This is a genomic window from Bradyrhizobium altum (assembly GCF_020889705.1).
Lineage (GTDB): Bacteria > Pseudomonadota > Alphaproteobacteria > Rhizobiales > Xanthobacteraceae > Bradyrhizobium > Bradyrhizobium altum.
Window position 1 is genome coordinate 24,023 of record NZ_JACMYP010000026.1, and the last position, 26,833, is coordinate 50,855.

At 64.9% G+C, this 26,833-nt stretch carries 26 protein-coding genes and 1 tRNA gene; 14 read left to right on the forward strand and 13 right to left on the reverse strand.

What is annotated here, in order from left to right:
* The first annotated feature begins 99 nt into the window (after positions 1-99).
* The 6 genes from H8B02_RS10140 (at position 100) to H8B02_RS10165 (ending at position 4,632) form a co-directional block, all read left to right on the forward strand.
* On the forward strand, positions 100-366 hold the full coding sequence (locus H8B02_RS10140) for a PepSY domain-containing protein (protein WP_376711636.1): 267 nt from the start codon (positions 100-102) through the stop codon (positions 364-366).
* Between the two features lie 10 nt (positions 367-376).
* Positions 377-934 (forward strand): cytochrome b/b6 domain-containing protein, encoded by a 558-nt coding sequence (locus tag H8B02_RS10145; protein WP_229166113.1) that lies wholly within the window; start codon positions 377-379, stop codon positions 932-934.
* Positions 935-1,169: 235 nt separating this feature from the next.
* The gene (locus tag H8B02_RS10150) at positions 1,170-2,792 is read left to right on the forward strand and encodes a hypothetical protein (RefSeq protein WP_229166114.1); all 1,623 of its coding nucleotides are present in this window, start codon (positions 1,170-1,172) and stop codon (positions 2,790-2,792) included.
* Positions 2,793-2,860: 68 nt separating this feature from the next.
* Positions 2,861-3,331 carry an FMN-binding protein gene (locus H8B02_RS10155; protein ID WP_229166115.1) on the forward strand — a complete coding sequence of 157 codons (471 nt, stop codon included), beginning with the start codon at positions 2,861-2,863 and terminating at the stop codon, positions 3,329-3,331.
* Positions 3,312-4,223 (forward strand): FAD:protein FMN transferase, encoded by a 912-nt coding sequence (locus tag H8B02_RS10160; RefSeq protein ID WP_229166116.1) that lies wholly within the window; start codon positions 3,312-3,314, stop codon positions 4,221-4,223. The genes H8B02_RS10155 and H8B02_RS10160 overlap by 20 nt, the downstream gene beginning before the upstream one ends.
* Positions 4,213-4,632: a hypothetical protein gene (locus H8B02_RS10165; protein ID WP_229166117.1), complete on the forward strand. Its 420-nt coding sequence runs from the start codon at positions 4,213-4,215 to the stop codon at positions 4,630-4,632. Before H8B02_RS10160 ends, H8B02_RS10165 begins: the two co-directional genes overlap by 11 nt.
* 6 nt (positions 4,633-4,638) lie before the next feature.
* Here the strand turns inward: H8B02_RS10165 and H8B02_RS10170 are convergent, their stop codons facing one another.
* Both H8B02_RS10170 and trxA read right to left on the reverse strand, forming a co-directional pair.
* Entirely contained in the window at positions 4,639-5,313 is a 675-nt protein-coding gene (locus H8B02_RS10170; protein WP_229166118.1) for an LON peptidase substrate-binding domain-containing protein, read from the reverse strand.
* A 30-nt stretch (positions 5,314-5,343) separates the two neighbouring features.
* A complete protein-coding gene (gene trxA, locus H8B02_RS10175) occupies positions 5,344-6,264 on the reverse strand; it encodes a thioredoxin (protein ID WP_171947937.1) in 921 nt (306 codons plus the stop codon).
* A gap of 239 nt (positions 6,265-6,503) precedes the next feature.
* Between trxA and H8B02_RS10180 the strand changes: the two genes are divergently transcribed.
* The 5 genes from H8B02_RS10180 (at position 6,504) to H8B02_RS10200 (ending at position 10,039) form a co-directional block, all read left to right on the forward strand.
* The gene (locus H8B02_RS10180; protein WP_229166119.1) at positions 6,504-6,959 is read left to right on the forward strand and encodes an SRPBCC family protein; all 456 of its coding nucleotides are present in this window, start codon (positions 6,504-6,506) and stop codon (positions 6,957-6,959) included.
* Positions 6,960-7,119: 160 nt separating this feature from the next.
* Positions 7,120-7,194, forward strand: a tRNA-Gly gene (locus tag H8B02_RS10185).
* A 308-nt stretch (positions 7,195-7,502) separates the two neighbouring features.
* Positions 7,503-7,718, forward strand: a complete 216-nt coding sequence (locus tag H8B02_RS10190; protein ID WP_229166120.1) for a hypothetical protein — start codon at positions 7,503-7,505, stop codon at positions 7,716-7,718.
* A gap of 268 nt (positions 7,719-7,986) precedes the next feature.
* Positions 7,987-9,264 carry a PQQ-dependent sugar dehydrogenase gene (locus tag H8B02_RS10195; protein WP_229166121.1) on the forward strand — a complete coding sequence of 426 codons (1,278 nt, stop codon included), beginning with the start codon at positions 7,987-7,989 and terminating at the stop codon, positions 9,262-9,264.
* Between the two features lie 193 nt (positions 9,265-9,457).
* On the forward strand, positions 9,458-10,039 hold the full coding sequence (locus H8B02_RS10200; protein ID WP_376711634.1) for a c-type cytochrome: 582 nt from the start codon (positions 9,458-9,460) through the stop codon (positions 10,037-10,039).
* Between the two features lie 68 nt (positions 10,040-10,107).
* Here the strand turns inward: H8B02_RS10200 and panE are convergent, their stop codons facing one another.
* The 4 genes from panE to H8B02_RS10220 form a co-directional block, all read right to left on the reverse strand.
* On the reverse strand, positions 10,108-11,028 hold the full coding sequence (panE, locus tag H8B02_RS10205) for a 2-dehydropantoate 2-reductase (RefSeq protein ID WP_229166122.1): 921 nt from the start codon (positions 11,026-11,028) through the stop codon (positions 10,108-10,110).
* Between the two features lie 117 nt (positions 11,029-11,145).
* Positions 11,146-11,796 (reverse strand): 2-hydroxychromene-2-carboxylate isomerase, encoded by a 651-nt coding sequence (locus tag H8B02_RS10210; protein WP_376711635.1) that lies wholly within the window; start codon positions 11,794-11,796, stop codon positions 11,146-11,148.
* A gap of 77 nt (positions 11,797-11,873) precedes the next feature.
* Entirely contained in the window at positions 11,874-13,229 is a 1,356-nt protein-coding gene (locus H8B02_RS10215; RefSeq protein WP_229166124.1) for an MATE family efflux transporter, read from the reverse strand.
* 106 nt (positions 13,230-13,335) lie between these two features.
* The gene (locus tag H8B02_RS10220) at positions 13,336-13,923 is read right to left on the reverse strand and encodes a DUF2239 family protein (RefSeq protein WP_229166125.1); all 588 of its coding nucleotides are present in this window, start codon (positions 13,921-13,923) and stop codon (positions 13,336-13,338) included.
* Positions 13,924-14,054: 131 nt separating this feature from the next.
* Between H8B02_RS10220 and H8B02_RS10225 the strand changes: the two genes are divergently transcribed.
* Entirely contained in the window at positions 14,055-14,720 is a 666-nt protein-coding gene (locus H8B02_RS10225; protein ID WP_229166126.1) for a glutathione S-transferase family protein, read from the forward strand.
* A gap of 8 nt (positions 14,721-14,728) precedes the next feature.
* On the opposite strand, the gene H8B02_RS10230 is transcribed toward H8B02_RS10225, so the two are convergent.
* On the reverse strand, positions 14,729-15,154 hold the full coding sequence (locus tag H8B02_RS10230) for a DUF1330 domain-containing protein (RefSeq protein ID WP_229166127.1): 426 nt from the start codon (positions 15,152-15,154) through the stop codon (positions 14,729-14,731).
* A gap of 102 nt (positions 15,155-15,256) precedes the next feature.
* Between H8B02_RS10230 and H8B02_RS10235 the strand changes: the two genes are divergently transcribed.
* A complete protein-coding gene (locus H8B02_RS10235; protein ID WP_229166128.1) occupies positions 15,257-15,592 on the forward strand; it encodes a GIY-YIG nuclease family protein in 336 nt (111 codons plus the stop codon).
* A gap of 1 nt (position 15,593) precedes the next feature.
* On the opposite strand, the gene H8B02_RS10240 is transcribed toward H8B02_RS10235, so the two are convergent.
* From H8B02_RS10240 to ggt, 3 genes are all read right to left on the reverse strand, one after another.
* Positions 15,594-16,490 carry an SDR family oxidoreductase gene (locus H8B02_RS10240; protein ID WP_229166129.1) on the reverse strand — a complete coding sequence of 299 codons (897 nt, stop codon included), beginning with the start codon at positions 16,488-16,490 and terminating at the stop codon, positions 15,594-15,596.
* Positions 16,491-16,671: 181 nt separating this feature from the next.
* The gene (locus H8B02_RS10245; RefSeq protein ID WP_229166130.1) at positions 16,672-17,970 is read right to left on the reverse strand and encodes an MFS transporter; all 1,299 of its coding nucleotides are present in this window, start codon (positions 17,968-17,970) and stop codon (positions 16,672-16,674) included.
* Between the two features lie 113 nt (positions 17,971-18,083).
* On the reverse strand, positions 18,084-19,829 hold the full coding sequence (gene ggt / locus H8B02_RS10250; RefSeq protein WP_229166131.1) for a gamma-glutamyltransferase: 1,746 nt from the start codon (positions 19,827-19,829) through the stop codon (positions 18,084-18,086).
* A gap of 125 nt (positions 19,830-19,954) precedes the next feature.
* Here ggt and H8B02_RS10255 point away from each other — a divergent pair, with 125 nt between their 5' ends.
* On the forward strand, positions 19,955-21,334 hold the full coding sequence (locus tag H8B02_RS10255) for an MFS transporter (RefSeq protein WP_229166132.1): 1,380 nt from the start codon (positions 19,955-19,957) through the stop codon (positions 21,332-21,334).
* Positions 21,335-21,522: 188 nt separating this feature from the next.
* Here the strand turns inward: H8B02_RS10255 and purH are convergent, their stop codons facing one another.
* The 3 genes from purH to H8B02_RS10270 form a co-directional block, all read right to left on the reverse strand.
* Entirely contained in the window at positions 21,523-23,115 is a 1,593-nt protein-coding gene (gene purH / locus H8B02_RS10260; protein ID WP_229166133.1) for a bifunctional phosphoribosylaminoimidazolecarboxamide formyltransferase/IMP cyclohydrolase, read from the reverse strand.
* Between the two features lie 226 nt (positions 23,116-23,341).
* On the reverse strand, positions 23,342-25,093 hold the full coding sequence (locus tag H8B02_RS10265; RefSeq protein WP_229166134.1) for a heparinase II/III family protein: 1,752 nt from the start codon (positions 25,091-25,093) through the stop codon (positions 23,342-23,344).
* A 137-nt stretch (positions 25,094-25,230) separates the two neighbouring features.
* Complete coding sequence (locus H8B02_RS10270; RefSeq protein ID WP_229166135.1) at positions 25,231-26,577, reverse strand: RsmB/NOP family class I SAM-dependent RNA methyltransferase; 1,347 nt, start codon at positions 26,575-26,577, stop codon at positions 25,231-25,233.
* Positions 26,578-26,833: the final 256 nt, after the last annotated feature.

Consider the following 26,833-nt stretch of genomic DNA (forward strand, 5'->3'; position numbering starts at 1 on the left):
TGACTTGGCAATCACCTCGGCATTGTTCACGCATGTGCTCAGCGCGATGGCGTTGTGGGCATGATCGTCAACGGAGGGGAGATGCGCGTGAGAGTGATTATGAGCGCTGCGCTTGCAGCGTGCGTTCTGGGGCTTACCGGTTCGGCGGCGTTCGCCGACGGCTACAAGAATTGCACCAAGCTCGACAAGGCGTCGTGGAAGCCGGCGACCGATGCCGAAGCCAAGGCCAAGGCCGCCGGCTACGAGGTGCGCCGCTCGAAGGTCGAGGGCTCCTGCTACGAAGTGTACGGCGTCAAGGAAGGCAAGCTCTACGAGCTGTTCTACAGCCCGGAGGATCTCAGCCTGAAGCACACGATCGCGAAGTGAAACAGACGCGATGACGAAGGCGGCGCCCGGCGCCCGCGGCGCCACCACCGTGCAGGTCTGGGACCTGCCGCTGCGGCTCTGGCACTGGGCGCTCGCCATCCTCGTCCTGGTCGCATGGGTGACGCCCAACGTCTATGACCGGCTGCACCGGCTGGCGGGCTATTCCGTGATCGGGCTCTTGGCGTTCCGGCTGATCTGGGGCTTTGCCGGCACGCGCTATGCGCGCTTCGGCAAGCTCGGCGTCCGATTGCGCGCCGCGCCGCGCTACATCTGGAATCTCCGCCGCGGCATCACCGGCCGCTATATCGGACTCAACCCCGCGGGCACCGTGATGTTGGTGGCACTGCTGCTCACGCTCGCGGTCTCCGCGATCACGGGTGCAATGGAGGTCACGGTGACCTTCTTCGGGGTCTGGTGGGTCGAGGACACTCACGCCTATGCCTCGGATGCGGTCATCATCCTGGTCGCCCTGCATGTGCTCGGCGTCATCGTGGTGGGATTGCTGCAGCGTCAGAACCTGGTGCGCGCGATGTTCACCGGGCGGAAGCTTTTCCGCAGTCCTCGGTAAGCAGCTTCGAGCCGTCGGACCGGGCCGCGTCTTCGGAAGCCCATGCGCAAATCCGCCTTCGGCGCCGGATGATCCCGACCAACAGTTGAAGCTTATTCTTATTCTAATTCCAAACTTGAGCGATTCTAATCGCCGAGCTGCCACTCGGATGACGGAAACTCTCCGAAATAATTCTCAGTGGTGTTAGGTGCGCCCTTATGTCGCGGGCTTTTCGTTTCCGCAGAGCAGGGGGCACATGTCATCGCATCGTCGCGTGGGGTTAGGTGCATCGATATTCGAACTTGGCTTTAATTCCAGGCGCGCGGCGCTGCTCGCGGCGACCGCGCTGTCGATCATCAGCAGCGGCAGCGCATTCGGGGCTGAAGATACCGCGAACGAGGCGTTGCTGAAAAAGCTCGACAAGATGGAGCGGCGTATCCAGGCGCTCGAGGCCGAGTTGAAGCAGAAGGACAGCCGCACACCGGCGCCGCAGGCGGCCTCGATCCGGAGCGCCAATGCCGCCGCTTCGTCGGTCGAGCCGAAAGAGGCGACAGACACCAAGGACCCGAAGGACGCCAAGGGCAAGCCCGCGGCTCAATCAGCGCAGACGCCGGCCAAGCCGATGTTGCAGCTGCCCCCGCTTCCGGCGGTGGGTGACAAGCCTATTCTCGGGCTGGCGGACTCGCCCGTGGCCGGTCTCAGCATCGGCGCCTATGGCGAGATCAAGTTCGGTAGCATGCAAAACCCTGCCGCCAACGGCCAATGGCAGAAGGGCTTCGATGCTGCACGATTCGTCTTGTTGCCGACCTATGCGATCACGCCGAACATCATCTTCAACGCCGAGATCGAGTTCGAGCACGCAGGGTCCGGTTTTGACAACGACGACAAACTGCACGGCACCGCGGAGATCGAGCAGCTCTGGATCGATTTCAAGATCCTCGATCAGTTCAACTGGCGCGCGCCCGGCATCGATCTCGTGCCGATCGGCTACATCAACCAGCATCACGAGCCGACGCAGTTCTACAGTGTGAACCGGCCCGAATTGTACAACGGCCTCATTCCATCGACCTGGAAGGTGCCGTCGAGCAGCGTCTACGGCACCATCAGCGAAGATCTGAAGTATCAGGTGATGGTCAGCACCAGCAACGAGGACTTCGGCGATACCTTCGACAATCGCACCGCGGCCAAGACCGTGCCGCTTCCCGGAACGCCCTACGCCGCGGGCATCGATGGCCTGAATGGGCTCGGGTTCTCCAGGCCTCCGCTCGGTGACTTCCAGCAGCTCAACAATGCCGTCGCCGTCTCCGGACGGCTCGACGTCACGCCGACATTCGTGCCCGGCTTCGCGGGAAGTGTGAGCGCCTATTTCTCGCCGAACACGACGCCACGGGGGGCGCACGATGATCTCGGCAACTTCCTCGGCCACTCCAGTCTGGCGATGTTCGACGCTGAGTTCCGCTACCGCGTCCCTGAAACGGGCCTCGAGCTTCGCGGCGAGTATGTCTACGCCGAATTCAGCCATCCGGAGAACCTGCGCGCGAACAACGATTCAGATCCCACCAACAATGTCGGCAAGGCGATGAACGGCTATTCCGGCGAGATCGCCTATCACGTGCCGCTCGGCACCATCCTGAACAGCGAGTGGGAGGCGGTGCCCTTCTATCGCTACACCTACCAGAATTTGCAGAGCGGCGGCTTTGCCGGAACGGATGCCAACATGCCGACCGGCGCCGGCCAACGCCAGTTCCACACCGCCGGCTTCGCGCTCTTCCCGTCACCGAAGATCGCGCTGAAGGCGACCTATCAGCACGTCATCGACAAGAGCATCACCGGCGCGATGTCGGATTCGTTCCTCGGCGGCGTCGGATTCTTCTTCTGAGATCAGCACGGCCGCGGCGGAGCAAACGCTCCGCGCGCATGACGAAAACGATTGGAGCCAGGTGAGAGATGACGTGGGTTCGATATACACTGCCTGCGGCGGCGATCGTGTCGGCTGCTTCGCCGGCCTATGCCGTTCAGTATCTGTCGATCGAGGAGGCGCAGAAGCAGGCGTTTCCGTCGGCGACGCATTTCACCGAAGTCCAGGCAGGCCGGGTCTGGAAGGCCGAAGCCGGAGGCAACGTCGCGGGCTTCTTTGTCTTCGACCGGGTGATCGGCAAGCACCTGTTCATCGACTATGCAGTGGCGCTGACGCCGGGCGGCGCGGTGCATAAGGTCGAGATCCTGCAATATCGGGAGTCCTATGGCGGCGAGATCCGGAGTCCGAGCTGGCTGGCGCAATTCGTCGGCAAGACCGGCGGCAGCGCGTTGAAGATCAACGGCGACATCCGGAATATCTCCGGCGCGACGCTGTCGTCGACGCATGTCACTGAGGGCGTGAAGAGGATTTTGGCCGCCTATGCCAATCGCCTCCGATAGTATTCGCCGCGCCCGGCCGCTGCTCGGCACCTTCGTCGAGATCGAGGTCGCGGCTGCCGCCGGACCCGAAACGGATGCCGCTATTGACGCCGCATTCGATGCCGTCGCGCGGGTTCATCGGCTGATGAGCTTTCACGAGCACGACAGCGACATCAGCCGCGTCAATCGGGAAGCCGGCGTCCGGCCGACGCGCGTTCACGCCTGGACGTTCGAGGTCCTGGAGGCGGCGCTCGAGATGCATCGCCGCTCCAAGGGTGCCTTCGATGTCACCGTTGCGCCGGTGTTGCAAGCCATGGGCCTGCTGCCCGAACCGGACGGCGATCGCGTCATCGGGCCGGAACGGAGCCTCGACAATTCGATCGAGCTGCTGCCCGAACAAGCAGTGCGCCTTCGATCACCGGGCATCGCGATCGATCTCGGAGGGATCGCCAAGGGCTTTGCCGTCGACCGCGCCGTCGAGGTGTTACGCAGCTTCGATATTCCGGGCGGAGTGGTGAATGCCGGCGGCGATCTTCGGGTGTTCGGACAGGGGCAGCACACGGTCCATCTGCGCGACCCCCGCGACCCGCTCCGCTTGCTCGCTGGTGTCGAGCTGACTGATCAGGCGCTGGCATCGACCGGACTTCGTTTTGATTTGGTCGACGGAGCGCCTCCGGGCACTTCGGCAATCATCGATCCGGCCACGGGCAATCCGACCAACGTCGCGATCGGCGCCACGGTCTGCGCGCCCTCATGCATGATCGCCGATGCGTTGACGAAGGCTGTCATGATCTCGGGGACCGAAGCCGGCGACCTGCTTGAGCACTACAGGGCAAGTGCCTTGCTGATCTCGACCGACGGCGATGTTCAGATCACTTCCGACTGGCCTCAGGCGGTGCATCTTGCGGCTTAAACGTTCATTTCGCTATTCGATGCACGCGACGTTCGGAGCGCTGTTGCTGACCGGCGCAGGCTGGTTGGTGGCGGATTGGCAAAAGAACGTTGCCAGCGACGAGATCTGGCAGCAGGCCGCGGCCAATTTATTGATGGTTCATGGCGGGGTCGCCATGCTGGCGCTGTTGACGCTGGGCGCCCTTATCCCCGTGCATCTGCTGCGCGCGTGGCGGAGCCGCAAGAATCGCATTTCGGGATCGATCATGGCGGCGTTCAATGCGGTGCTGATCGTGACCGCCTTCGGGCTCTATTATCTTGGATCCGAGCAGGTGCGGCCCTGGATGAGTTGGATCCACCTCACAGCGGGATTTGCCTTCTCCCTGATGTTTCCGCTTCACATCTGGCTGGGCCGACGAGAGTTGCGGTGAAGCGCCTTATTGCACCGGCGGGTCGCCGGAGGTGCGTTTCTTGGCGAGGTCCATCTCGGTGACCGCGATCAGGATCTCGGCACGGGTCTTCAGGTCGGGCGCCTCGAGCATTGCCTGCTTCTCGGCCGGACCATAGGGCGACATCATCGCCAGCGCATTGACCAGCGCCTCGTTCGGCGCGGATTCGATGCCCTCCCAGTCGACCTTCAGATTGTTGGCCTCCAGGAAATCCGCGAGCACTTCGAGCAACGCCTTACGATCGACGGCGTCCTCGCCCTTGCGCGCGGTGAAGTCGCCGGCGAAGGAGAAGAAGTCGACCTTGCACTGCCGGTACGGCGTCTGCACGGTCAGCTCCTCGACCACCTTGAAACGCGCGACGCCGGTCAGTTCGAGGATGTAGCGGCCGTCGCCGGATTCGGCGAGCTGGGTGATGCGGCCGACGCAGCCGATGCGGAACAGCGCCGGCTTCGCCTCCTTCTGCGAATGCGCCACGTCGGGCTGGATCATGCCGATCAGGCGGTGACCGTCGCGCAGCGCGTCGTCGATCATCGCGAGATATCGCGGCTCGAAGATGTTGAGCGGCATCTGGCCGCGCGGCAGCAGCAGCGCGCCCGGCAGCGGGAACACCGGGATCACCTCGGGGAGCTCGCCGGGCCCGCGATATTCGGCATTGATCGGCATCTGCGGTCCCGGTGCTGTGACGGGCGTACGTTACGAGAATAGAATCGTCGACAACCGCCTGCGCCCCTCGACGGTTGCCTCATCGGTGCCGCCCCACGCTTCGAAGAACTGCACCAGCTGCTTGCGCGCGCCGTCGTCGTTCCACTTGCGGTCACGCTTGACGATCGCGAGCAGCTGCTCGGTCGCCTCCGTGCGCTTGTTCATGGCATTGAGCGCGGTCGCAAGATCGAACCGGGCCTGATGATCGAGCGGGTTTGCGGCGACCTTCTGTTCCAGCTCCGCGATCGGGCCAACCGACTGCGCCTGTTCGGCGAGATCGATAGCCGCCTGCACCGCCTTCACCGCGGCGTCATTGCGCTTGGATTCCGGCACCATCGCAAGCGTCTGCTTGGCCTGCTCGACCGCACCCGACGTGACGTAGCACTTGGCGAGGCCGGCCAGCGCCGCGATGTTGGTGGCGTCGTGCGCCAGCACCTCGGCATAGATCTGCGCCGCACCCTCGACATCGCCCTCGGCCAGCACGGCGTCGGCCTCGGCCAGGATCTCCGCAAGATTGGGCTCGCCGGCGGCGGGCACACCCTTGGTGATCTTCTCGATGAAGGCGTTGATCTGGCTCTCCGGCACCGCGCCCATGAAGCCATCGGCGGGCTGGCCGTTGACGAAGGCGATCACGGCCGGGATCGACTGGATGCCCATCTGGCCGGGAATCTGCGGATGCTCGTCGATGTTCATCTTGACCAGCTTGACCCGGCCCTTGGCATTGCGAACCGCCTTTTCCAGCATCGGCGTGAGCTGGCGGCACGGACCGCACCACGGCGCCCAGAAGTCAATCATGACCGGCTGGCGGCGCGATTCCTCGATGACGTCCTTGACGAAGGTCTGGGTCGTCGTCTCCTTGATCAGATCGGGCGCTGCCTCGGGCGTGGGGCCGCCCTGCTCCATTATCGTCACGTTGTCCTCGCCTTGGTCTTCTGAGATCGGAAAAATACGGGGGCGTTCTAGCACGCTCCGGACGGCGTGTTCAGCCGTTCTGTCAGCCTAGAGCATGATCCCGGAACATGCTCCGTAGATGGCGGTCGGCCGGCAAAATTCAATCGCTCGCCGCCAGGTCTGTTCCATCGGAGATCGGGTGGGTTTGAGGTCCGGAACGGCCGACGATGGCGCTCCTTCATGGCAACAGGAGATCGCCCATGGCAAAGGCCTATTACAGCACCGTGTTCGAGCAGCCGGCCGGCGAGGTCTGGAAAATCATCCGCGATTTCAACAATTACCCGGTCTGGGTCCATGGCGCGGGCACCAGCGAGATCGAGGACGGCAAGTCCGGCGACACCATCGGCGCCGTGCGCAACGTCCTGTACCGGGAACGGCGGGTCCGACAGCGGCTGCTCGCACAGTCCGACGTCGAGCGCTTCCAGACCTACGAATTTGCCGGTCCGCCGACCCTTCCGGTGACGGACTTCAGCGCGACCCTGCGGGTGACCCCGGTGGTCGACGGCGACCGGGCCTTTATCGAATGGTGGGCGGTGTTCGATTGCGACGCGGACTGCCGCGTCGAACTGGTGCAGACGCTGACCGGCTGGTTCGAGACTTGGCTCGAATCGCTCCGGGATGAGATGGCCCTGAGGCTGGTTCCGGCCGAAACATAAAAAGAAATCGTCGCGATGACCGGTTTCGGCCGATTCGGGGTCAATTTTTAAGGAAACCGTGCGATTTCGTGAAGTTCGGACCGCGCTCTTGTGTTGCATTCACAGACGGCATTTGGCATAGGTCTGCCGTTGCCGGCGAGCGATCGCCGCCATTTCGGATGCGGGTGTAGCTCAGTGGTAGAGCACGACCTTGCCAAGGTCGGGGTCGAGGGTTCGAGCCCCTTCGCCCGCTCCAAAATATCTCGCTGACCGAGCTGACAGTCTAATGAAGGCCCGCCCATTGGTGCGGGCTTTTTTGCTGTTCGGACGGTCTTGCAGTTCAGGCAGTGCCGTGACCTCGCGGTCAAGATGCCGCGGCCCGCGAGGGCCGCTTCTTCCCGCTGCCGCGCGTGAGTGCGGCGCCGGATGTCGGGACCTGCGAGGCGGTCTGTCCCGCCGCCGCGGTGAAGCTGTGTTCCGGCTCGGACATCGACAGCGCTACAACCGAAAGAGGACGAGAGCTACAAGGCGCTCGCAGATGCATTCCGATTCCAGCGCGAGATCGTGCCGCAATGCGCGTGCAGCGCCGGCGCGTCCACCGGACTGTCGCCGATTGCGATCGCGGACGACATGACGCTGCGGACCGGCGACATCATCGCCGCCGATGACGGCTTCGAGATCGCAGCGATCTCCAGCGGGCAGAAACGCAGCGCGTTGTTCAGTCCGCTGTCGAAGGCCAAGGCGCAGGCACTCGGGCTTTCGCGCCTCTCGTCGCGATAGACGCGATCGCGAGCGTTAGCTTCATTCGAATATTACGCTGCGGTGCAGAATGCCTTGTTATCAGGCAGTCAGCGCAGGAAAATTTCGTCTCAAATTTCGTCTCAACTTGTTTTGACGCAGCGCACACCCGAGCATGCGCTTTTCAGCGTCGTTGGATGTGCTACCATTTTGCCGTCTGACCTACCTCACAGACCGCCACCATCATCTCTCAAGGCGTTCAAAATCAATAACAGGCAAGCTGCAACGGCTTGCGTAGGGGAGTGACGCGATGAAATCGGCTTTCAATCGATCCATACTTGCGTTCGCGGCGATTGCGCTGCTGGCGGGGACAACCATCGCCAATGCGCAGCAACAAACCGACAAGAACCGGGCGCTGAAGAAGTACGAGTCCGGCACCAAGGAATTCTGGACCCATCCGCCGGATGACTGGTTCCTCGGCGACGAGACCGAAGCGCAGAAGGGCCTTGCCCCGCCGTCCGGTCCGCCGACCGGCGCATCCGACGCCGAACTCGACGCGATGATGAAGAAGATCAAGCTGCCGCCGGGCTTCAAGATCGAGGTCTATGCCTCGAACGTGCTCGCCGCGCGGCAGATGGCCTGGGGCGACAAGGGCACGCTGTTCGTCGGCTCGTTCGGCCTCGGCAACGTCTATGCGATCAAGGACAACAACGGCAAGAAGGAGGTCAAGACCATCCTGAAGGGCCTCAACATGCCGACCGGCCTCGCCTTCCGCGACGGCGCGCTCTACGTCATCGCGGTCGACAAGCTGATCAGGTACGACAATGCCGAAGCCAATCTCGACAAGCTCGGCGAAGGCAAGGTGGTGTATGACGACATGCCGTCCTACGCGGCGCATGGCTGGAAATACATCGCCGTCGACAAGGACGGCTGGTTCTACCTTCCGTTCGGACCTCCCTTCAACATCGGCGTCCCGCCGACCTCGGTGTCGCAGATCCGCCGCGTCGATCCCAAGACCGGGAACGCGGAAATCTATGCGCTTGGCGTGCGCAACTCGGTCGGCGGCGACGTCGATCCGCGCACCGGCAAATACTGGTTCACCGAAAACGCCCGCGACTGGATCAGCGACGATCTGCCGAGCGACAAGCTCAACATGATCTCGAAGATCGGCGAGCATTTCGGCTATCCCTATTGTCACCAGGGCAACCTGCCGGACACCAAATTCGCGATGGGTCACAAGTGCTCGGAGTTCACCCCGCCGGTCTACAATCTCGGCGCCCACGTGGCTCCGCTCGGCATGAAGTTCTATACCGGCAGCCAATTCCCGGCCGAGTACAAGAACAGCATCCTGATCGCCGAGCACGGTTCCTGGAACCGGCACAAGTACCAGGGCGGCCGCATCGTAAAGATCACCGCGAGCCCCGACGGCAAGAATGCCAAGCAGGAGATCTTCGCCTCCGGCTGGATCGAGGGTGACCAGGGCTATCTCGGCCGTCCCGCCGACATCCTGCTCGACAAGGATGGCTCCATCCTCGTCGCCGACGATTGGGCCGGTGCGATCTATCGCATCAGCTACAGCAAGAAGTAACGGTTGAACCCATGCGGGGCTGCGGTGGCCTTTAAGGCGGCTGCAGCCCCGTTCGTTTGGTTCAGCAAGCCAAACACGGAACAGACTCGTCATGCCCGGACTTGATCCGGGCATCCATCCAAACAAAAACCCTTCTGCAAGCCAGATGGATTGCCGGGTCAAGCCCGGCAATGACGTCAGGAGAAAACTGGCAATGCGTATCGCGTCCCTCGGAATCCTGTTCGCGTCGGCAATCGCGATGACCTCCTTTGCGGAGGCAGCCGATGTCGCCGCCGGCAAGGCGAAAGCCGAAATCTGCGCCGGTTGTCATGGCGACAACGGCATCTCGCAGACCGAGAACATTCCCTCGCTCGCCGGCCAGCTCGACCAGTTCATTCAATGGCAGCTGGTGTTCTTCCGTGCCGGTGCGCGCAAGAACGAGCAGATGCAGCCGATCGTCGAGCAGCTCACCAATGATGACATCCGCAATCTCGGCGCCTATTTCGCCTCGCTGACGCCGTTCAAGGGCGGCAAGGACGACAATCCGGAATTGTCCGAGAAGGGCAAGCAGGCCGCGGCCGGCCGCCGCTGCGCCTCATGCCACGGCGATACCTTTGTCGGCACCAAGGCGGTCGCCCGCATCGCCGGCCAGCGCGAGGAATACCTCGTCAAGGCGCTGCACGACTACAAATCGGGCGTACGCTCCGGTGGAGCGCAGGCGGCGATGGCCGACGTGGCGTACCCACTGAGCGACGAAGAGATCACCGCGCTCGCGCATTATCTGGCGCATTTGTAGCGGCAAAATGGTTGTCGTCCCTGCTCCCGTGCGCAATTGCGCACTAGGCAGGGACGACATCAATAGCGTTACGCCTGCCGCTGCTTCTCGTACGCCTTGAGATGCGTGTAGGCCGTGCGCAGCTTCGGCACCGGGATCTTGGCGGCATCGGCGCGCACGATCAGGTCGCCGATCACGTGATCGGCCTCGACCGGCAGCCCCGCCTTGATGTCGCGGAACATCGATGCGGTCATCGGCGAGCCTTCGGTGGTCAGGAGCCCGCGGGTGCGCTGGAAGAACGGGCCGCCCGGCGCGTGGCCGGCATCGGCGGCAATCGCGCTGCATTCGTCGAGGATGCCGAGCAGAAAATCCTTGCCGCCCGGCGCGGCCAGGATGTTGCCGACCGAGGTCCGCATCAGGCTGGTGGAGGCGGCGAGCGACGCCAGGAACACCCACTTCTCCCACATGTCCTGCATCACGTGGTCGCTGGCAGCCGCACCGTTGATCGCGGAGAAGGTCTCCGCGACCGCGCGCACCCGGTCCGACAGGCCGCCAGCGCGTTCGCCGAAGCCGAGCGACTGCATCGGCTGCAGCTGCACCACTTCGCGCTTCTCGTTCAGCGTCGCCGCGATCGCGCAGAGGCCGCCGAGCACGTGCTGAGCGCCGAACTTCTTGTCGAGCGCATCGAGATGCAGCATGCCGTTGAGCAGCGGGATGATCGCGGTCTTGTCGCCGACCGCAGGCGCAAAGGACTTGATCGCGTCTTCGAGATCGAACGCCTTGCAGCTCAAGAGCACGACGTCGAATTTGTCCGAGAGCTTGTCGGCCTGCACGGTCGGCGGATTGCTCAGCGTGACGTCGCCGTTCGGGCTCTTGATGACGAGCCCGGCGGAGGCGAGCTCGGAGGCGCGGCGGGGCCGGACGAGAAAAGTAACGTCGCGGCCGGCCTGAATCATCCGGCCGCCGAAATATCCGCCGATCGCACCGGCGCCGACCACGAGAACGCGCATGGGAATTTGTCCTTCTTTGTTGTTGCCCGAGAAGCGAGCGAAGAGCGAATGGGGAATGGCGAATAGATAGCGATACTGGTCGACTATTCGCTACCCGCTATTGGCCATTCGCTCATCTCACTTTCCCGACACCAGTTCCTCGACTTCGCGCAGCTGCTCCTTGCCGAAGAAGATCTCGTTGCCGACGAAGAAGGTCGGCGAGCCGAACGCGCCGCGCTCCACGGCGGCCTGGGTGTTCGCGATCAGCTTGGCCTTCACGTCGGCGTCCTGCGCGCGGGCGAACAGTTTGGCGGCGTCGAGGCCGGAGGCGGCGATGGCTTTGCCGGCGACTTCCGGATCGTCCATCTTCTTCGGCTCGACCCACATGTGGTGGAAAGCCAGCTCGATGTATGTCTCGAACACGCCCTCGAGCTGGGCGGCGACCGCCGCGCGCATCAGGTTCAGCGTATTGACCGGGAAGAACGGGTTCCAGGTGTAGGGCTTGACGTTGAAGCGCTTGAGGAAGCGCTCGGTCTCGATCTTCATGAACTCGGGCTTGTTCTTGACGCCCGCCAGCGTCTCGGCCGGCGACTTGTTGTTGGTGGCCTTGAAGATGCCGCCGAGCAGGATCGGGACGTATTCGAACTTGACGCCGGTGCGTTTCTCGATGGCCGGGATCGCCTCGTGGCTGAGGAAGGCATTGGGGCTGCCGAAATCGAACAGGAATTGCGGATTCTGGCTCACGGCGGTCTCTCCCCTCGACTTATCTCGTTTGGGCTTGTTTAGCATTTCTCTAGCATGGGCCAACTGCCGCGGGCGCCATCAGGAGAATATGATACTCATCATGTGAGCCGTAGCGCGCGATGTCAAATCAGCCGCTTGATGGTCTGCTTGCGCCATACCAGAGCGTAATAGGCCATCTGCAGCACGAACATGGTGGCGAAGGTGGCGGGATAGGCGATCCAGATGCCGCTGATGCCGATGGCACGGCTGAGCAGGATCGCGACCGGCACCTCGACCAGCGCCATCGCCAGGATCGAGATGAACAGCGGCATCCATACCGTGCCGCCGGCGCGCATCGCCCCGGAAAACACCGTCGCCATGCCGAACAGCACCATGCTCCACAGCACGATGTACAGAAGCTGCTGCGCCAGCGCGAGCACCGCGCCGTCGACGATGAAGAACCCCATCAGCGGCCGCGCGAAGAGATAGCCGAGCACCACCAGTCCGCCGGTCAGCGCGAGATTCATCTCGATCCCGGTCCGGACGATGGCGCCGACCCGGCCGGAATCGCCGCGGCCGATCGCCTGTGCGCCGAAGATCGACACGGATATGGCGATCGAGATCGCCGGAAACTGCACATAGCTGATCACCTGGTTGACCGCGCCATAGGCGGCGGTGGCCTCCGAGCCGAAGCCGTTGACGAGGCCGAGCAGCACCAGTTCGGCGAGCGAGACCACCACCATGCCGATCGCGGTCGGAATGCCGAGCCGCAGCACGATGCGCAGCAGGGCGCCGTTCGGCCGCATCGCGCGCAGGAACGCGGCGTCGAAAGCCAGCGGATGCTTATGCCGCAGCATGTGGATATGCAGCCACAGCAGCGTCACCACGCCCGAGATCGCGGAAGCAACGGCGGCACTGGCGACGCCCAGCATCGGCAGCCCGAGCCAGCCGCGGATCAGCGCGGGCGTCACCACGAGGCCGACCACGGTCGAGACCGTCAGCGCCACCAGCGGCGTCACGGTGTCGCCGACGCCGCGCATCATCGCGGCGAGCAGCAGGAATGCGAAGGTCACCGGCATCGTGATCATCATGATCCGCGCATAGGACACCGCGGCGTCGAGGACGTCTGCCGGCGTGGCGAGCGCGATCAACAGCGGGCGCGCGAACAGGCCGCCGAGGATCGCGATCGCGAGCGCAAGCAGCAGCGTCACGGTCATGGTCGTGCCGGCGACCGCCTTGACGCGGTCGGGTGCGCCCGCGCCCCAGGCCTGGCCGATCATGACCGAGGCGCCGGCGCTCAGGCCGATCACGAAGGAGATGAAGAAGAACATCACCGGAAAGAACACCGACGCAGCCGCGAGCGCGTCGACGCCGATCATCTGGCCGAGATAGATGCCATTGATGGTGCCGAACAGCGACTGCAGCACATTGCTCAGCAGCATCGGCGCCAGGAACGACAGGAAAGCTTTGCCTAGAGAGGGAGGCTTGGACACGTTCAACTTCCAAAAATCGAGACCGTCAGGACGGCGGCGGGGCGGGTTTGCGGTTCGGCTCTGAAGCCGAATCGCCCACCCGCGGCCGCCACCTATTTCGCGCGAAAGCGCCTCAGTCCGCTTGATCGCTATAGGCGAGCCGGATCGTGTGATCACGGATATCGGCCGGCCAGTCCGCGATCAGCGTCGCAAAGCGCCGCCGGTCGTGCGCGAACAGCGCGCGGATCGCATCCTCGTAGTTTGGCCGGTTGCCGGCCATCGTTGTCATGAAGCGATAGGCGGCATCCTGGGCGCTGCGCGTCCGGTCCTTGTCGCCGCTCGCGCGCCGCGCCTCGTCGATCAGCTTGCGGATCGCAACCGATGCGCCGCCCGTCTGCTGCGCGAGCCAGTCCCAATGACGCGGCAACAGCGTGATCTCGCGCGCGACGACGCCGAGCTTCGGCCGTCCCGGACCGCGCGGCCCGGCCGGCGTTGCCGGCTCCTCGTCGAGCGGAGGCGCGAGCTTCGGCAGCCGCGCCAGCACGTCGTCGACCGAGCCGCGGAAATCGATATCGACCAGCGCCGAGGTGCGGCCGTTGAACACCAGGACCGCGGCATCCTTGCGCCGGTCGAGCAGCTGCTTGGCGGCGCGTGCGACCTCCGCGAGGTCACCGGCCCCGATGCGATGCTCGCCTTCGAAGGCGACATAGGCAGGATTCATGGTAGACCTCTCCGATTGCGCGACGTATTGCCCGGGTGATTTCCAGCAAGCGCGGCGCGTGGATCTCGACTTTCCTGTTCCCGGCTGGCACCAAACGCCGCCCGATTGCGCCGATATTTCAGAGGACGCCCATGCTGACGGTTCATCATCTCAACAATTCCCGCTCGCAGCGCGTACTGTGGCTGCTCGAGGAATTGGGCGTGCCCTACGAGATCGTGCGCTACCAGCGGCAGCCCGACATGCGGGCGCCGAAGGAGCTGCGCGCGATCCATCCGCTCGGCAAGTCGCCTGTTGTCACCGACAATGGCAACACCATCGCGGAATCCGGCGCGATCCTCGAATACATCATCGCGACCTACGGCAAAGGCCGTCTGATCCCGCAGGCCGATACGCCGGAGCGGCTGCGCTACACCTATTGGCTGCACTATGCCGAAGGCTCGGCGATGACGCCGCTGCTCTTGAAGCTGCTGTTCACGCTGATGCCGAAGCGCGCACCGGCGCTGCTGCGGCCGCTGGTGCGCAAGGTCTCGAACCAGGCGCTGTCCACGCTGGTCAATCCGCAGATCAAGCAGCACATGGCCTATTGGGAAGGCGAGCTCGGCAAGAGCGAGTGGTTCGCCGGCAACGAATTCTCCGGCGCCGACATCCAGATGAGCTTTCCGCTCGAGGCTGCCGCCGCGCGCGGCGGGCTCGCTGACGGCCATCCGAAATGTGTCGCCTTCCTCGAGCGCATCCACGCGCGCCCGGCCTATGCGCGGGCGCTCGAGAAGGGCGGGCCGTACGAGGTTGGCCGCTAGCATCTCGCTCATCGCGGCAGCTCGACCAGCGGCAGCAGACGTGAATCGGCCAGCGCCGCGGTGCGGTGTCCGATGCCGGCGAGGTAGGCCTCCGCCACCGCGAAGGCGAGGAACGCGCCGCGGCTCTTCTGCCGGATCAGCATGGCGCGATCCCAGCGCTCGCCCTCGGGACCGATCAGGAACGAGCCGCCTTCACCCATGAACAGGATGTCGCCGCCGCTCTTCCGCAGATGCGGCAGCGTGTGGGCGATATAGCGGTCGTAGGCTTCCGCACCCGTGACCGGCTGTGGCGGGGCGAGCTCCGGGCTTTGCGAATAGTCGGCGATGTCGCGGAAGCGCAGCAGGTTGAGCATCACCAGCTCGCCGGTGATCGCACGCTGGGCGAAGTCGCGCCCGGCATTCCACGTCGGCTCCAGATGGCAGGTGGAGTCCATGTCAGTTCGCCTGATTCCCGGTTTCGATATCGTAGTTTTATCCGGGTTGTTTTGTCAATAATACCCGGATATAAATAGTGGACCGACCCGACAGGAGCCGCCATGAAGGCCGAGGACCGCAAGCTGGCCATTGCCGACTACAAGAAGCGCGCGGCTGTGGCCGGCGTGTTCGCGATCCGCTGCCGCGCGACCGGGGAGGTCTGGGTCGGGCAGGCGCTCGATCTGGAGAAAATCCAGAACCGCATCTGGTTTACGCTGGGGATGGCCAGCCACCGCAATGCCGAGCTGCAGCGCGCCTGGTCGGCGCATGGCGCCGACAATCTCTCGCTCGAAACGCTGGAGCGTATCGAGGACGAGGAGCTTGCCTATGTCCGCGATACGCTGCTCAAGGAGCGCGTGCAGCATTGGCGCGCGCAGCTGAACGCGTCGGCCGTCTAGTTTAGCGCGCCGTCTGCGCGCCGCCCGCCGACGGCAACGGCTGCACGGTGACGCCGGGCGGCGGCACGTCGTCGTCGGGCACGAAGAAATCCGACATCAACGGCACCGAGGGATCGACGCGATAGCGCTCGAAGTCGCGCACGCCGTTGGCATAGAGCACCTTGTCGTCGATGCAGAAATTGCCGGTGAACTCGCGCGATGGCCGCGTGACGATCGCATAGGCCGCATCGCCCATGATCTCGGGCGTGCGGCTGGCGCGCATCATGGCGTCGCCGCCGAGCAGATTGCCGACCGCGGCGGTTGCGATCGTGGTGCGCGGCCACAATGCGTTGACCGCAATGCCGGCGGATTTTTGCTCACCGGCCAGCCCGAGCACGCACATGCTCATGCCGAACTTCGCCATCGTGTAAGCGGTCGAGTGCTCGAACCACTTCGTCTTCATGTCGAGCGGTGGCGACAGCATCAGGATGTGCGGACTCTCCGCCTTCTTCAGATGCGGGATGCAGTATTTCGACACCATGAAGGTGCCGCGGGTGTTGATCCCCATCATCAGATCGTAGCGCTTCATGTCGGTCGCCTGCGAATTGGTCAGGCTGATGGCGCTGGCATTGTTGACGCAGACGTCGATGCCGCCGAACTCGGCGACGGTAGCTTCAATTGCCGCCATCACCTGCGCCTCGTCCCTGATGTCGCAGAGCACCGGCAGCGCCTTGCCGCCGGCGGCGAGGACCTCGTCGGCGGCGGTGTAGATCGTGCCTTTCAGCTTTGGATGCGGCTCGGCGGTCTTCGCCGCGATCGCGACATTGGCGCCGTCACGCGCGGCGCGCAGCGCAATCGCGAGCCCGATGCCGCGGCTCGCACCCGAGATGAACAGCGTTTTGTCTTTGAGCGAAGTCATGGCGAGGACCTCCAGTTAGGGACGCACACTATCAGGGCTCCCTCCCCCCTTGCGGGGGAGGGTTGGGGAGAGGGGTAAGCCACAAGCACCGTCTTCGCGGCCACCCCTCTCCTTAGCCCTGCCCGCAAGGGGGAGGGAACGACGGGGCAAGCGTCGCGGCCATCGCGCACCTGTTACAGCGCTACCCACCCGCATGCAGCACGCGCCCGCGCGTTTCAGGCAGCGCGTAGGCGGCGATGAAGAACACGGCATAGGCCGCCACCGCGAAGATCGCGATCGCGTTGGCGAGCGTCGTCGTGGTCGAGAGCGCGCCGACCAGGAACGGAAACAGCGCGCCGACGCCGCGGCCGAAATTGTAGCAGAAGCCCTGTCCGGAGCCGCGCAGCCGGGTCGGATAGAGCTCGGTCAGGAATGCGCCCATGCCGGAGAAATAGCCTGAGGCAAAGAAGCCGAGCGGGAAGCCCAGCACCCACAGCACCTCGTTGGAGAGCGGCAATTGGGTATAGAGCAGCACGATCGCGATGGCGCCGATCGAGAAGATCAGGAACAGATTGCGCCGGCCGATCCGGTCGGCGAGCCAGGCGCCGACCAGATAGCCGATGAACGAGCCGATGATCAGCGTCGCGAGATAGCCGGTCGAGCCGACCACCGAGAGCTTGCGCTCGGTGGTGAGGAAGCGCGGCACCCAGAAGGTGACGGCGTAATAGCCGCCCTGCATGCCGGTGCCGACCAGCGAGGCCAGCAGCGTGGTCTTCAGGATCGGTCCCTGGAAAATCTCCCACAATGCGGCGGGTCCGCTGCCGGATGCCTGCTGCTGGGCCATCGTCGCGGCCGAGATCTCCGGCTCGGTGACATAGCGGCGCAGATAGAACACCAGCAGCGCCGGCAGCGCGCCGATCACGAACATCCAGCGCCAGGCGTTCTCCGGAGGCAGGATCGAGAACAGGATCGCCTGCGCCAGCACCGCAAGGCCCCAGCCGATCGCCCAGCCCGACTGCACCGAGCCGACCGCGCGTCCGCGATATTGCGGCCGGATCGCTTCGCCGATCAGCACTGCGCCGGCCGCCCATTCGCCGCCAAAGCCCAAGCCGAGCAGCGCGCGGGCGATCAGCAGCTGGTCGAAATTCTGCACCACGGCGCAGACCAGCGAGAAGAACGAGAACCAGATGATGGTAAGCTGCAGCGTCTTGACCCGTCCGATCCGGTCGGACAGATAGCCGCCGAGCCAGCCGCCGACGGCGGAGGCCAGCAGCGTCACGGTGCCGGCGAGGCCGGCAGTGCCGGCATCGACCTTCCACAGCGTGATGATGGTGCCGATCACCAGCGGATAGATCATGAAATCCATGCCGTCGAGCGTCCAGCCCGAGGCGCAGGCCCAGAACGTGCGCCGCTCCGGCAGGTTCATGTCGCGATAGAAGGCGAGGAGGCTGGTGTCCTCGATCTCTGCGACTTCCATCGATTTGGATTCGGCCGTGCTCATGCGCGTTCCCCGGAGAAATCTTTCACCGGCTCTTTGCGATCCGCGGCCGGAGTTGCGCGGAACGCCAATCTATCGCGATGTTGCAGGTAGGGCAAAGGCGCGCTTGCTGGCCTTTAGTATCCTGCGGCCTCCGAGCCGCGCGTACGTGGATCGGGCGCGCCGAGCAGACCGCTGGTCGTGACGACGATCGAGTTCGCGGAGGAGTAGCCGAGCGGCTCGACCGGTTTGTGACCCTTGGCGCGCAGCTCGGCGAGCACCTCGTCGGGAAAGCCGCGCTCGATCCGGACCTCGTCGGGCAGCCATTGATGATGCATGCGGGGCGCGGCGACCGCGGCTGCGATATCCATCTTGTAGTCGATGACGTCGACGATGATCTGCGTCACCGCAGAGATGATGCGGCTGCCGCCGGGCGATCCCGTCACCAGCACGGGCTTGCCGTCCTTGAGCACGATGGTCGGCGCCATCGACGACAGCGGGCGCTTGCCGGGTCCGGGCAGATTGGCCTCGAAGCCGACCAGGCCGAACGCATTGGAGGCGCCGGGCGCCGCGGTGAAATCGTCGAGCTCGTTGTTGAGCAGCACGCCGGTGCCGTCGGCGACGAGGCCGACGCCGTAGGGGAAGTTCAGCGTGTAGGTGTTGCTGACGGCGTTGCCGCTTGCATCGACGACCGAATAATGCGTGGTGTTGTCGCCCTCGTGCGGTTGCTTGGCGTTGCGCACATCGGTCCAGGGCGTGGCGCGGGCAAGGTCGATGGTCGCGCGCTGCCTGGCGGCATAGTCCTTGTCGATCAGCAGCTGGGTCGGCGCGTCGACGAAGGCGGGATCGCCGAGATAACGGGCCCGATCGGCATAGGCCCGCTTCATCGCCTCGATCATGACATGCAGCGAAGCGGCCGAGCCCTGCTTCATGTCCGACATCGGAAAGCCTTCGAGGATGTTGAGGATCTCCAGCAGCACGACTCCGCCGGAGGACGGCTGCGGCATCGAGACGATGTCGTAGCCGCGATAGGTGCCGCGGATCGGCGTGCGGATCACCGGCTGGTAGGCTTTCAGATCCGCGAGCGTAAAGATGCCGCCGGCATTCCTGATTCCGCTGACAAGCTTCTCGGCGACCGCGCCCTCGTAGAAGCCGCGCGGTCCCTGCTCGGCGATCGCCGTCAGCACGCCAGCGAGGTCGCCCTGGATCAGGCGGTCGCCCTCATGCAGCGGCGTGCCGTCGGCATGCGAGAACGTCTTGGCCGAGTTCGGCCAGCGCGACATGCGGCGGTACATGTCCGACAGCGTGTCCGACGTATCGTCGGTGACGATGAAGCCGTCGCGGGCGAGATCGATCGCGGGCTTGACGATCTGCGCCAGCGTGAACTTGCCGGAGCCGTATTTCTCCAATGCCAGCGCGAGGCCCGCGACCGTGCCGGGCACGCCGATCGCGAGCGCGGAGTTGCGCGACTTGTCCGGGTCCGGCTTGCCGTCGGCGTTCAGGAACATGTCGCGCGACGCGGCCTGCGGCGCGGTCTCGCGATAGTCGATTGCGACATCTTCGTTGCGGCCGGCAAGATGGATCACCATGAAGCCGCCGCCGCCGATATTGCCGGCGCGCGGATAGGTCACCGCCATCGCAAAGCCGGTGGCGACCGCGGCGTCGACGGCGTTGCCGCCTTGCCGGAGGATGTCGGTGCCGACCCGCGCGGCGAGCTTCTCCTGCGCCACCACCATGCCGTTTTCGGCGCGAATGCTTTGAATCGTATTGGTGGCTGAGGGCTCGTAAGCGCGCCGCTGCACCTGACCGAGGGCGGGTGTCGCGATGCCGATCACGAGGAGAGCGGCAAACAGCCGTCGCGACATCGTTGCCGTCAGCGCCATCGAAATGTCCTGCCCTGTTCATCGCCGTATCAGCAAACCGGCCCATGCTATATGGGAACGGATTGAAGCGGCAAAAGCCTGCCTGTGGTTCGAGTTGGGGAATATCTTTCGCGATGACGGCAACAATGCAGACGGGCGCTGAACATGCGAAGGCCTACACCAAGGTCTATCCTGGCCGCGCAGCCGTCGTCAGCTGGATCTTCTTCGACTGGGCTGCGCAGCCCTACTTCACGCTGATCACGACCTTCGTGTTCGCGCCTTATTTCGCGAGCTTCGTTGCGCCCGATGCCGCAAGCGGGCAGGCGCTGTGGGGCTTTGCCACCGCTGCCGCAGGACTTGCGATCGCGCTGCTGTCGCCGGTTCTCGGTGCGATCGCCGATGCCAGCGGCCGGCGCAAGCCGTGGATCGCTGTTTTCGGCGCGCTGCTGGTGATCGGCTCGAGCGCGATGTGGATCGGCAAGCCCGGCAATCCCGACATCATCCCCGCACTGCTGCTCGCCTATGCGATCGCGAGCGTCGGCGTCGAGTTCGCGACCGTGTTCAACAATGCGATGATGCCGACCCTGGTGCCGCCGGACCGGATCGGGCGTCTCTCCGGCACCGGCTGGGCCACCGGCTATGTCGGCGGTATCCTGAGTCTCGTGCTGGTCCTCGGTTTCCTCGCCGCCAACGCCGAGACCGGCCGGACGCTGTTCGGCTTCACGCCGCTGTTCGGTCTCGATCCCGTCATGCATGAAGGCGACCGCATCACCGGACCGCTGACCGGGCTGTGGTTCATCATCTTCGTGACGCCGATGTTCCTGTTCACGCCGGACTATCCGGCGAAGCGCCCGTTGCGCGAGGCGCTCGGCGAAGGCCTGCGCGAGCTCAGGGAATCACTGGCCAGCTTGCCGAAGCAGCAGTCGCTGGCGCGGTTTCTGCTGGCGAACATGATTTACACCGACGGGCTGGTCTCGCTGTTCGCGTTCGGCGGCATCTATGCCGCCGGCACATTCGGCTGGGACACGATCCGGATCGGTACCTTCGGCATCATCCTGGCGGTGGCAGGGACGTTCGGCGGCTGGCTCGGCGGCAAGCTCGACGATGCGTTCGGGCCGAAGCGCGTGATCACCGGCAGCCTCGTGATCCTGCTGTTTGCGATCGTGGTGATCCTCACGGTGAACAAGGATTCCATCCTGTTCATCCCGGTCGCGCCGCCGGTGCCGGGCGGTCCGGTTTTCGCGGGCGCTGCCGAGCGCGCCTATATCGTGTTGGGTTGCCTGATCGGCGCCACCGGCGCGCCGCTACAGGCAGCCTCGCGCTCGCTCCTAATCCGCCTCGCGCCGAAGGATCGCATCGCGCAGTATTTTGGCTTGTTCGCGCTCACCGGAAAGGTGACGTCGTTCATCGGCCCGCTGCTGATCGGTGCGATCACGGCAGCGACCGCGAGCCAGAAATACGGCATGGCGGTGCTGGTGGGGTTTTTCGTGGTGGGGCTTATGCTGCTGGCGAAGGTGCGGGAGTAAATCACCGCCGTCGTCCCGGCCAAGCCAACGGGTCGGCGCTAAGCGCCGCCCGATGACAGGCTCCGCGCGAGCCGGGACCCATAACCACCGCTGCTCGTGTTGCGCGGCGCCGGAGCCCCAGCTTGTTCCAACAACATACGCCTGTGGTTATGTGTCCCTGCTTTCGCAGGGACGACCATGCCGCTAGATCAATGCCTAAAATGCCGCACGCCGGTGAACACCATGGCGATGCCGTGCTCGTCGGCGGCCTTGATCACCTCGTCGTCGCGCATCGAGCCGCCGGGCTGGATCACCGCAGTCGCGCCGGCCTCGATGCAGGCGAGCATGCCGTCGGCGAACGGGAAGAACGCGTCGGAGGCGACCACCGAACCCTTGGTCAGGGGCTCCGCGAGCTTCAGTTCGGCCGCCGCATCCAGCGCCTTGCGCGCGGCGATGCGTGCGGAATCGACCCGGCTCATCTGGCCGGCGCCGATGCCGACGGTGGCGAGATCCTTGGCATAGATGATGGTGTTCGACTTGACGTGCTTGGCGACGCGGAACGCGAATTTGAGATCGCGCAGCTCGGCGTCGGTCGGCGCGCGCTTGGTCGCGACCTTCAAATTCATGTCCTCGACCACCGCGTTGTCGCGGCTCTGCACCAGCAGGCCGCCGGCGACGGTCTTGGCGGTGAGGCCTACCGCGCGCGCGTTCGGCAGGCCACCGGCGAGCAGCAGGCGCAGATTGCGCCGGCCGGCGATGATCGAGATCGCCTCCTCGGTCGCATCGGGCGCGATGATCACCTCGGTGAAGATGCCGATGATGGCGCGCGCGGCATCTGCATCGAGCATGCGGTTGACCGCGATGATGCCGCCATAGGCCGAGGTGGAGTCGCAGGCGAGCGCGCGGGCATAGGCGGTCGCAAGATCCGGACCCTCGGCGACGCCGCAGGGGTTGGCGTGCTTGACGATCACGCAGGCCGCGGTGCGCTGCGGATCGAACTCGCCGACGCATTCATAAGCCGCGTCGGTGTCGTTGATGTTGTTGTAGGACAGTTCCTTGCCCTGCAGCTGGCGTGCGGTCGCAACGCCCGGCCGCTTCTCCGGCGTGGCGTAGAACGCCGCGGTCTGGTGCGGGTTCTCGCCATAGCGCAGCGACTGGAGCAGCCGGCCGCCGAAGGCGCGGAAGTCCGGCGCCTTGGTGTCGAGCTGCACGGCGAACCAGTTCGAGATCGCGGCATCATAGGCCGCGGTGCGCGCATAGGCCTTGGCGGCGAGGCGGCGGCGCAGGCCAAGCGAGGTCGCGCCTTTCTGCGCGGCGAGCTCGTCGAGCACGGCCTGATAATCCTGCGCCTCGACCACCACGGCGACGTCGTCGTGGTTCTTCGCCGCGGCGCGGATCATCGCGGGGCCGCCGATGTCGATATTCTCGATGCACTCCTCGAAGCCGGCGCCTTTGTCGACGGTGGCCTCGAACGGATAAAGATTGACGACCAACAGGTCGATCGGCGCGATGCCGTGCGAGGCCATCGCCGCGGCGTGTTCCTTGTTATCGCGGATCGCGAGCAGGCCGCCATGCACCTTCGGATGCAGCGTCTTGACCCGGCCGTCCATCATTTCAGGGAAACCGGTGAGCTCGGAGACGTCCTTGACCTTGAGCCCGGCCGCCGCGATCGCCTTGGCGGTGCCCCCGGTCGAGACCAGCTCGACGCCATGGTCGGAAAGCGCCTTGGCGAAATCGATCAGTCCGGTCTTGTCGGAAACGGACAACAGAGCGCGGGTCACGCGGCGAAGCTGTTCGGTCATTGAGGAAATCCCTGGCTGTTAAGGCAGCCGGGTAGCATGGTTTTGTGCGGCACGAAACCGGTCTCCGAAGCCGATTCCCGGGAATCTAACCCCGTCATCCTGAGGTGCGAGCGCAGCGAGCCTCGAAGGGTGCACGGCCCGGCTGGTGGCCGTCGACCCTTCGAGACGCCGCTTCGGCTCCTCAGGGTGACGGGTCTAGGGTCAGTCGCGTTGCCGATACCCTGTCCTACAGCGGCAGTTCTGGCTCGCGGCGGGCGTTGCGGCGGGCGTTGGTGGCGGTGGCCGAGGTCGAGGAGCGCACGAAGCTCCAGCGGATGGTGGCGGCCTGCCTTGCGTCCTGCCGGATCACGATCTGGGAGGTGCGGCGCGGGCCGTCATTCCCGGCCAGGAACACGCTGTCCTCGAGGTCGACCTTGTCGTCCATCGCCTCGAAGGTCCAGACGTCGCGGTTGGGTAGCACCAGCATCACGCCGCGGGCGTCCGATAGCCGGCTCGCCTTCACCGAGGGGTGAAGATGGAAGCGCAGCGCGAAATCGGCCTCGCTGCCCTTGATGCGGCCGCCGGGCGCAGGCGATAGCGAGTCCTCGCCCTCCATCCGCGTGCCGTCCTGGGCGATCATCAGCACGCGGCGGTGGATCACGCCGAAGCGGGAGAGATAGCCGTCATGCGAGGCGGTCAGCACGTCGCCGTCGGGGATGGCTTCGCGGTAGCTCTCGACATTGCTGGGCCCGCTGGTGACCGGCGCGCCGCGCAACAGCCGCTTCATCGCCGACAGCTCGACGAACTGGCACGATGAGGTGTCGCGATAGGTCAGCGTCGAATGCGCCGCGGTGGAGCGCGCGAACGGCCGCCAACTGTCGCGCCCCGTGTTCGGCATGCCGCAATTGACGACAATGCGGCTGACGCCGGAGGAGAGCTCGAACGACAGGCAGCCGGCATGCGCATCCTGGCTGACGCTTGCCGGCGGCGGCGGACCGGTGTCGATGATCAGGGTCATGTTGCCGGCATCGAGGCGCTGGAAGCCGGTGTGTGGCATGCTCGCCATCGGCACGCCGCGGGTGTCGTCATAGGCGAGCAGCGTCGCGACGAGATCGGACGGCGCGGTGCTCATGCCGTTGAACAGCGCGAAGCTGCCGTCACCGTGCCGGAAGAAGCGTAGCATCGGCATCATGCGGTCGATGGCGTTGAGCAGCGCCGGCGGCGGCGCGATATTCCGTGCAGCAAAGGTCTGGCGCAGCGGCAGCAGATCGCTGAGCAGCTCGACCAGCGCGCCGGGATTGCGCGAGATGTGGCCGCCATCGGGCAGGATCTGGCGCTGCAATTCGTCGGACAGCCTGCGCGTGGCGGATTTGATGTTGCGCGCCTGGTTGGCGAGGCAGAGCGAGGCGTAGCACAGCGCGATCAGCACCTGCAGGCGCGGAACGCCGTCATTGTCGAGCGTCGAATGGCGCAGATAGCGGATCTCGCGCGCCAGCCCGCGCAGATATTTGCGGTAGAATTTTCCGTCGGTGTCGCCGAGCACCAATGGCGCCTGCGACAACAGCGAGATCACGCGCCGTGCGCGCACGTCGGCGCGCCGCTGCAGCGGTCGCTTGCGCGCCTGGTTGGAGATCCAGTCGTCGACCAGCGAGCGGGCGTTGGCGCGGGTCAGCGCGGTGTCGGCGGCGCGCAGATGGCGCAGCCAGCCGAAGCCGAGCAGGGCGGCTTCCCAATCCTCCGACGGCGGCTCGAGATCGAAGATCGAGCGGCCGTGGCAGGTGACGATCTTGCCGGCGAACACGAATCGCCCGGCATAGATCTCGGCAGCGCGGGTGGCGTCGGCGGTCCGGAGGTCGTGCGGCGCGATGATCAGCCGGTCGGTGCGGCCGGGCCAGAGCCGCGACAGCGCAACCGTGCTCCCGCTGGCGCGTGCGAGCATGCTGCGGGCAAATCGGCCAGCAATCAGCGTCGAGATGCGTCTGCTTTGAGCGACCGACACGCCTAACCTTGTGGGGAGGGAATTTTCAACGAATCCTTATTTAATCCGGAAACGCGGCCAAGACACCTTCTTGATATGCAAGACACCCTCTTGATACCGCACGAATCACTTCGAGCTTAGAAGACTGAAGTTTAAAATCAGGATTTGACCAGCCGGGCGGCGTAAAAGCCGTCCAACCCGCCCAGCCGCGGGTCGGCGTTGGGCAAATGGCTGGGCAGGGTGCGCAAATCGCCGTCGGCGGTGATGATGTCATTGAGGCCGGCGACCTCGCTTGTCTCGACCGGCGCACGGCGCAGGCCTGATTCGCTCGCCAGCAGCGCGGCAATCGCGTGCTCGCCTTCCTCCGGCTCCAGCGAACAGGTGCAGTAGACCAGCGTACCGCCCGGCTTCAGCAGATTGGTGGCCTTATGCAGCAGCCGCTTCTGCAGAGCCGTCAGTGCGGCGATGTCGCCTTCCTGGCGCAGCCAGGCGACGTCGGGATGGCGGCGGATGGTTCCCGTCGAGGTGCAGGGTGCATCGACCAGAATACCGTCAAAGCTCTCGGCCGCTGCGGACCATTCGGCGGCGTCGGCGACGACAGTCTCGGCCTGCAACGCCAGCCGCGTGAGATTGTCGCGCAGCCGCGCGACTCGCGCCGGCGAGCGGTCGACCGCGGTGACCTGTGCGCCGGCCAGCGCGAGCTGGGCCGTCTTGCCCCCGGGCGCCGCGCAGAGATCGGCGACCCGCTTGTCCTTGATGTCGCCGAACAGGCGCACCGGCAGCGCGGCGGCGGCGTCCTGCACCCACCATTGGCCTTCGGCAAAGCCTGGCAGCATGGTCACGGAACCCTGCAGCAGCGTGCGTACGGTTCCCGTCGGCAGGATCTCGCCGTGCAGGCGGCTCGCCCATTTCGGCGCGTCGGACTTCACCGTGAGATCGAGCGACGGTTCGTGGCCAAGCGCCAGCGCCATGTCGCGCGCGGTGGCTTCACCGTAATGCGCATTCCAGCGCGCCAGCATCCATTGCGGCAGATCCAGCGTCTGCGGGCTGATCTCGTCGATCAGGCCCTGGCCCTCGCGCGCGCAGCGGCGCAGCACGGCGTTGACCAGCCCGGCATATTTCGCCGCGCGCCGGTCGGACTGCACCAGCCGCACCGAGAGATCGACCGCGGCATGGTCAGGCACGTCCATCCAGAGGATCTGCGCGGCGCCGATCAGCAGCGCGCTCTGCGCGCGCGGTGCATCGGTCGGGACGCCGCGGTCGAGCAGCCGCGACAGCAGATGGCCGAGCGTGCCGAGCTTGCGCAGGATGGTCGACACCAGCCGGCGCATCAGCGCGCGGTCGCGATCGGCCAGCGACTTCAGGCCGGGATGCGCGCCGGCGCCGTCGAGCTGATCGTCGAGCGTGCGGTGCTTGTGCAGCACGCCATCGAGGATGTCGGCCGCGATACGGCGCGCCGCGAGACCGGGGACTTCGGCAGGGACTGCAAATCTTGAAGGAGGCATGGAGCGGAGATATCTCGAAGGTGCTGAGTTACGTTCGGCTCATGCCATCAACTCGAAAACACCTCTGGCATGCGAATATGCCAAATGTAAGAATCATCTTGCGGGATTTCTTGATCGTGATGCCGTCACTGAGCCAACACCAAGATACGAAATTCGCAGGCAGAAAGTTTTGTCATGTCTGAGAAATCGCCATCGCCATTGTCGTCTCCGCCGGAACCCGCGCCGCGCAAGCCGCTGACGCCGGCGGCGCAGCGCG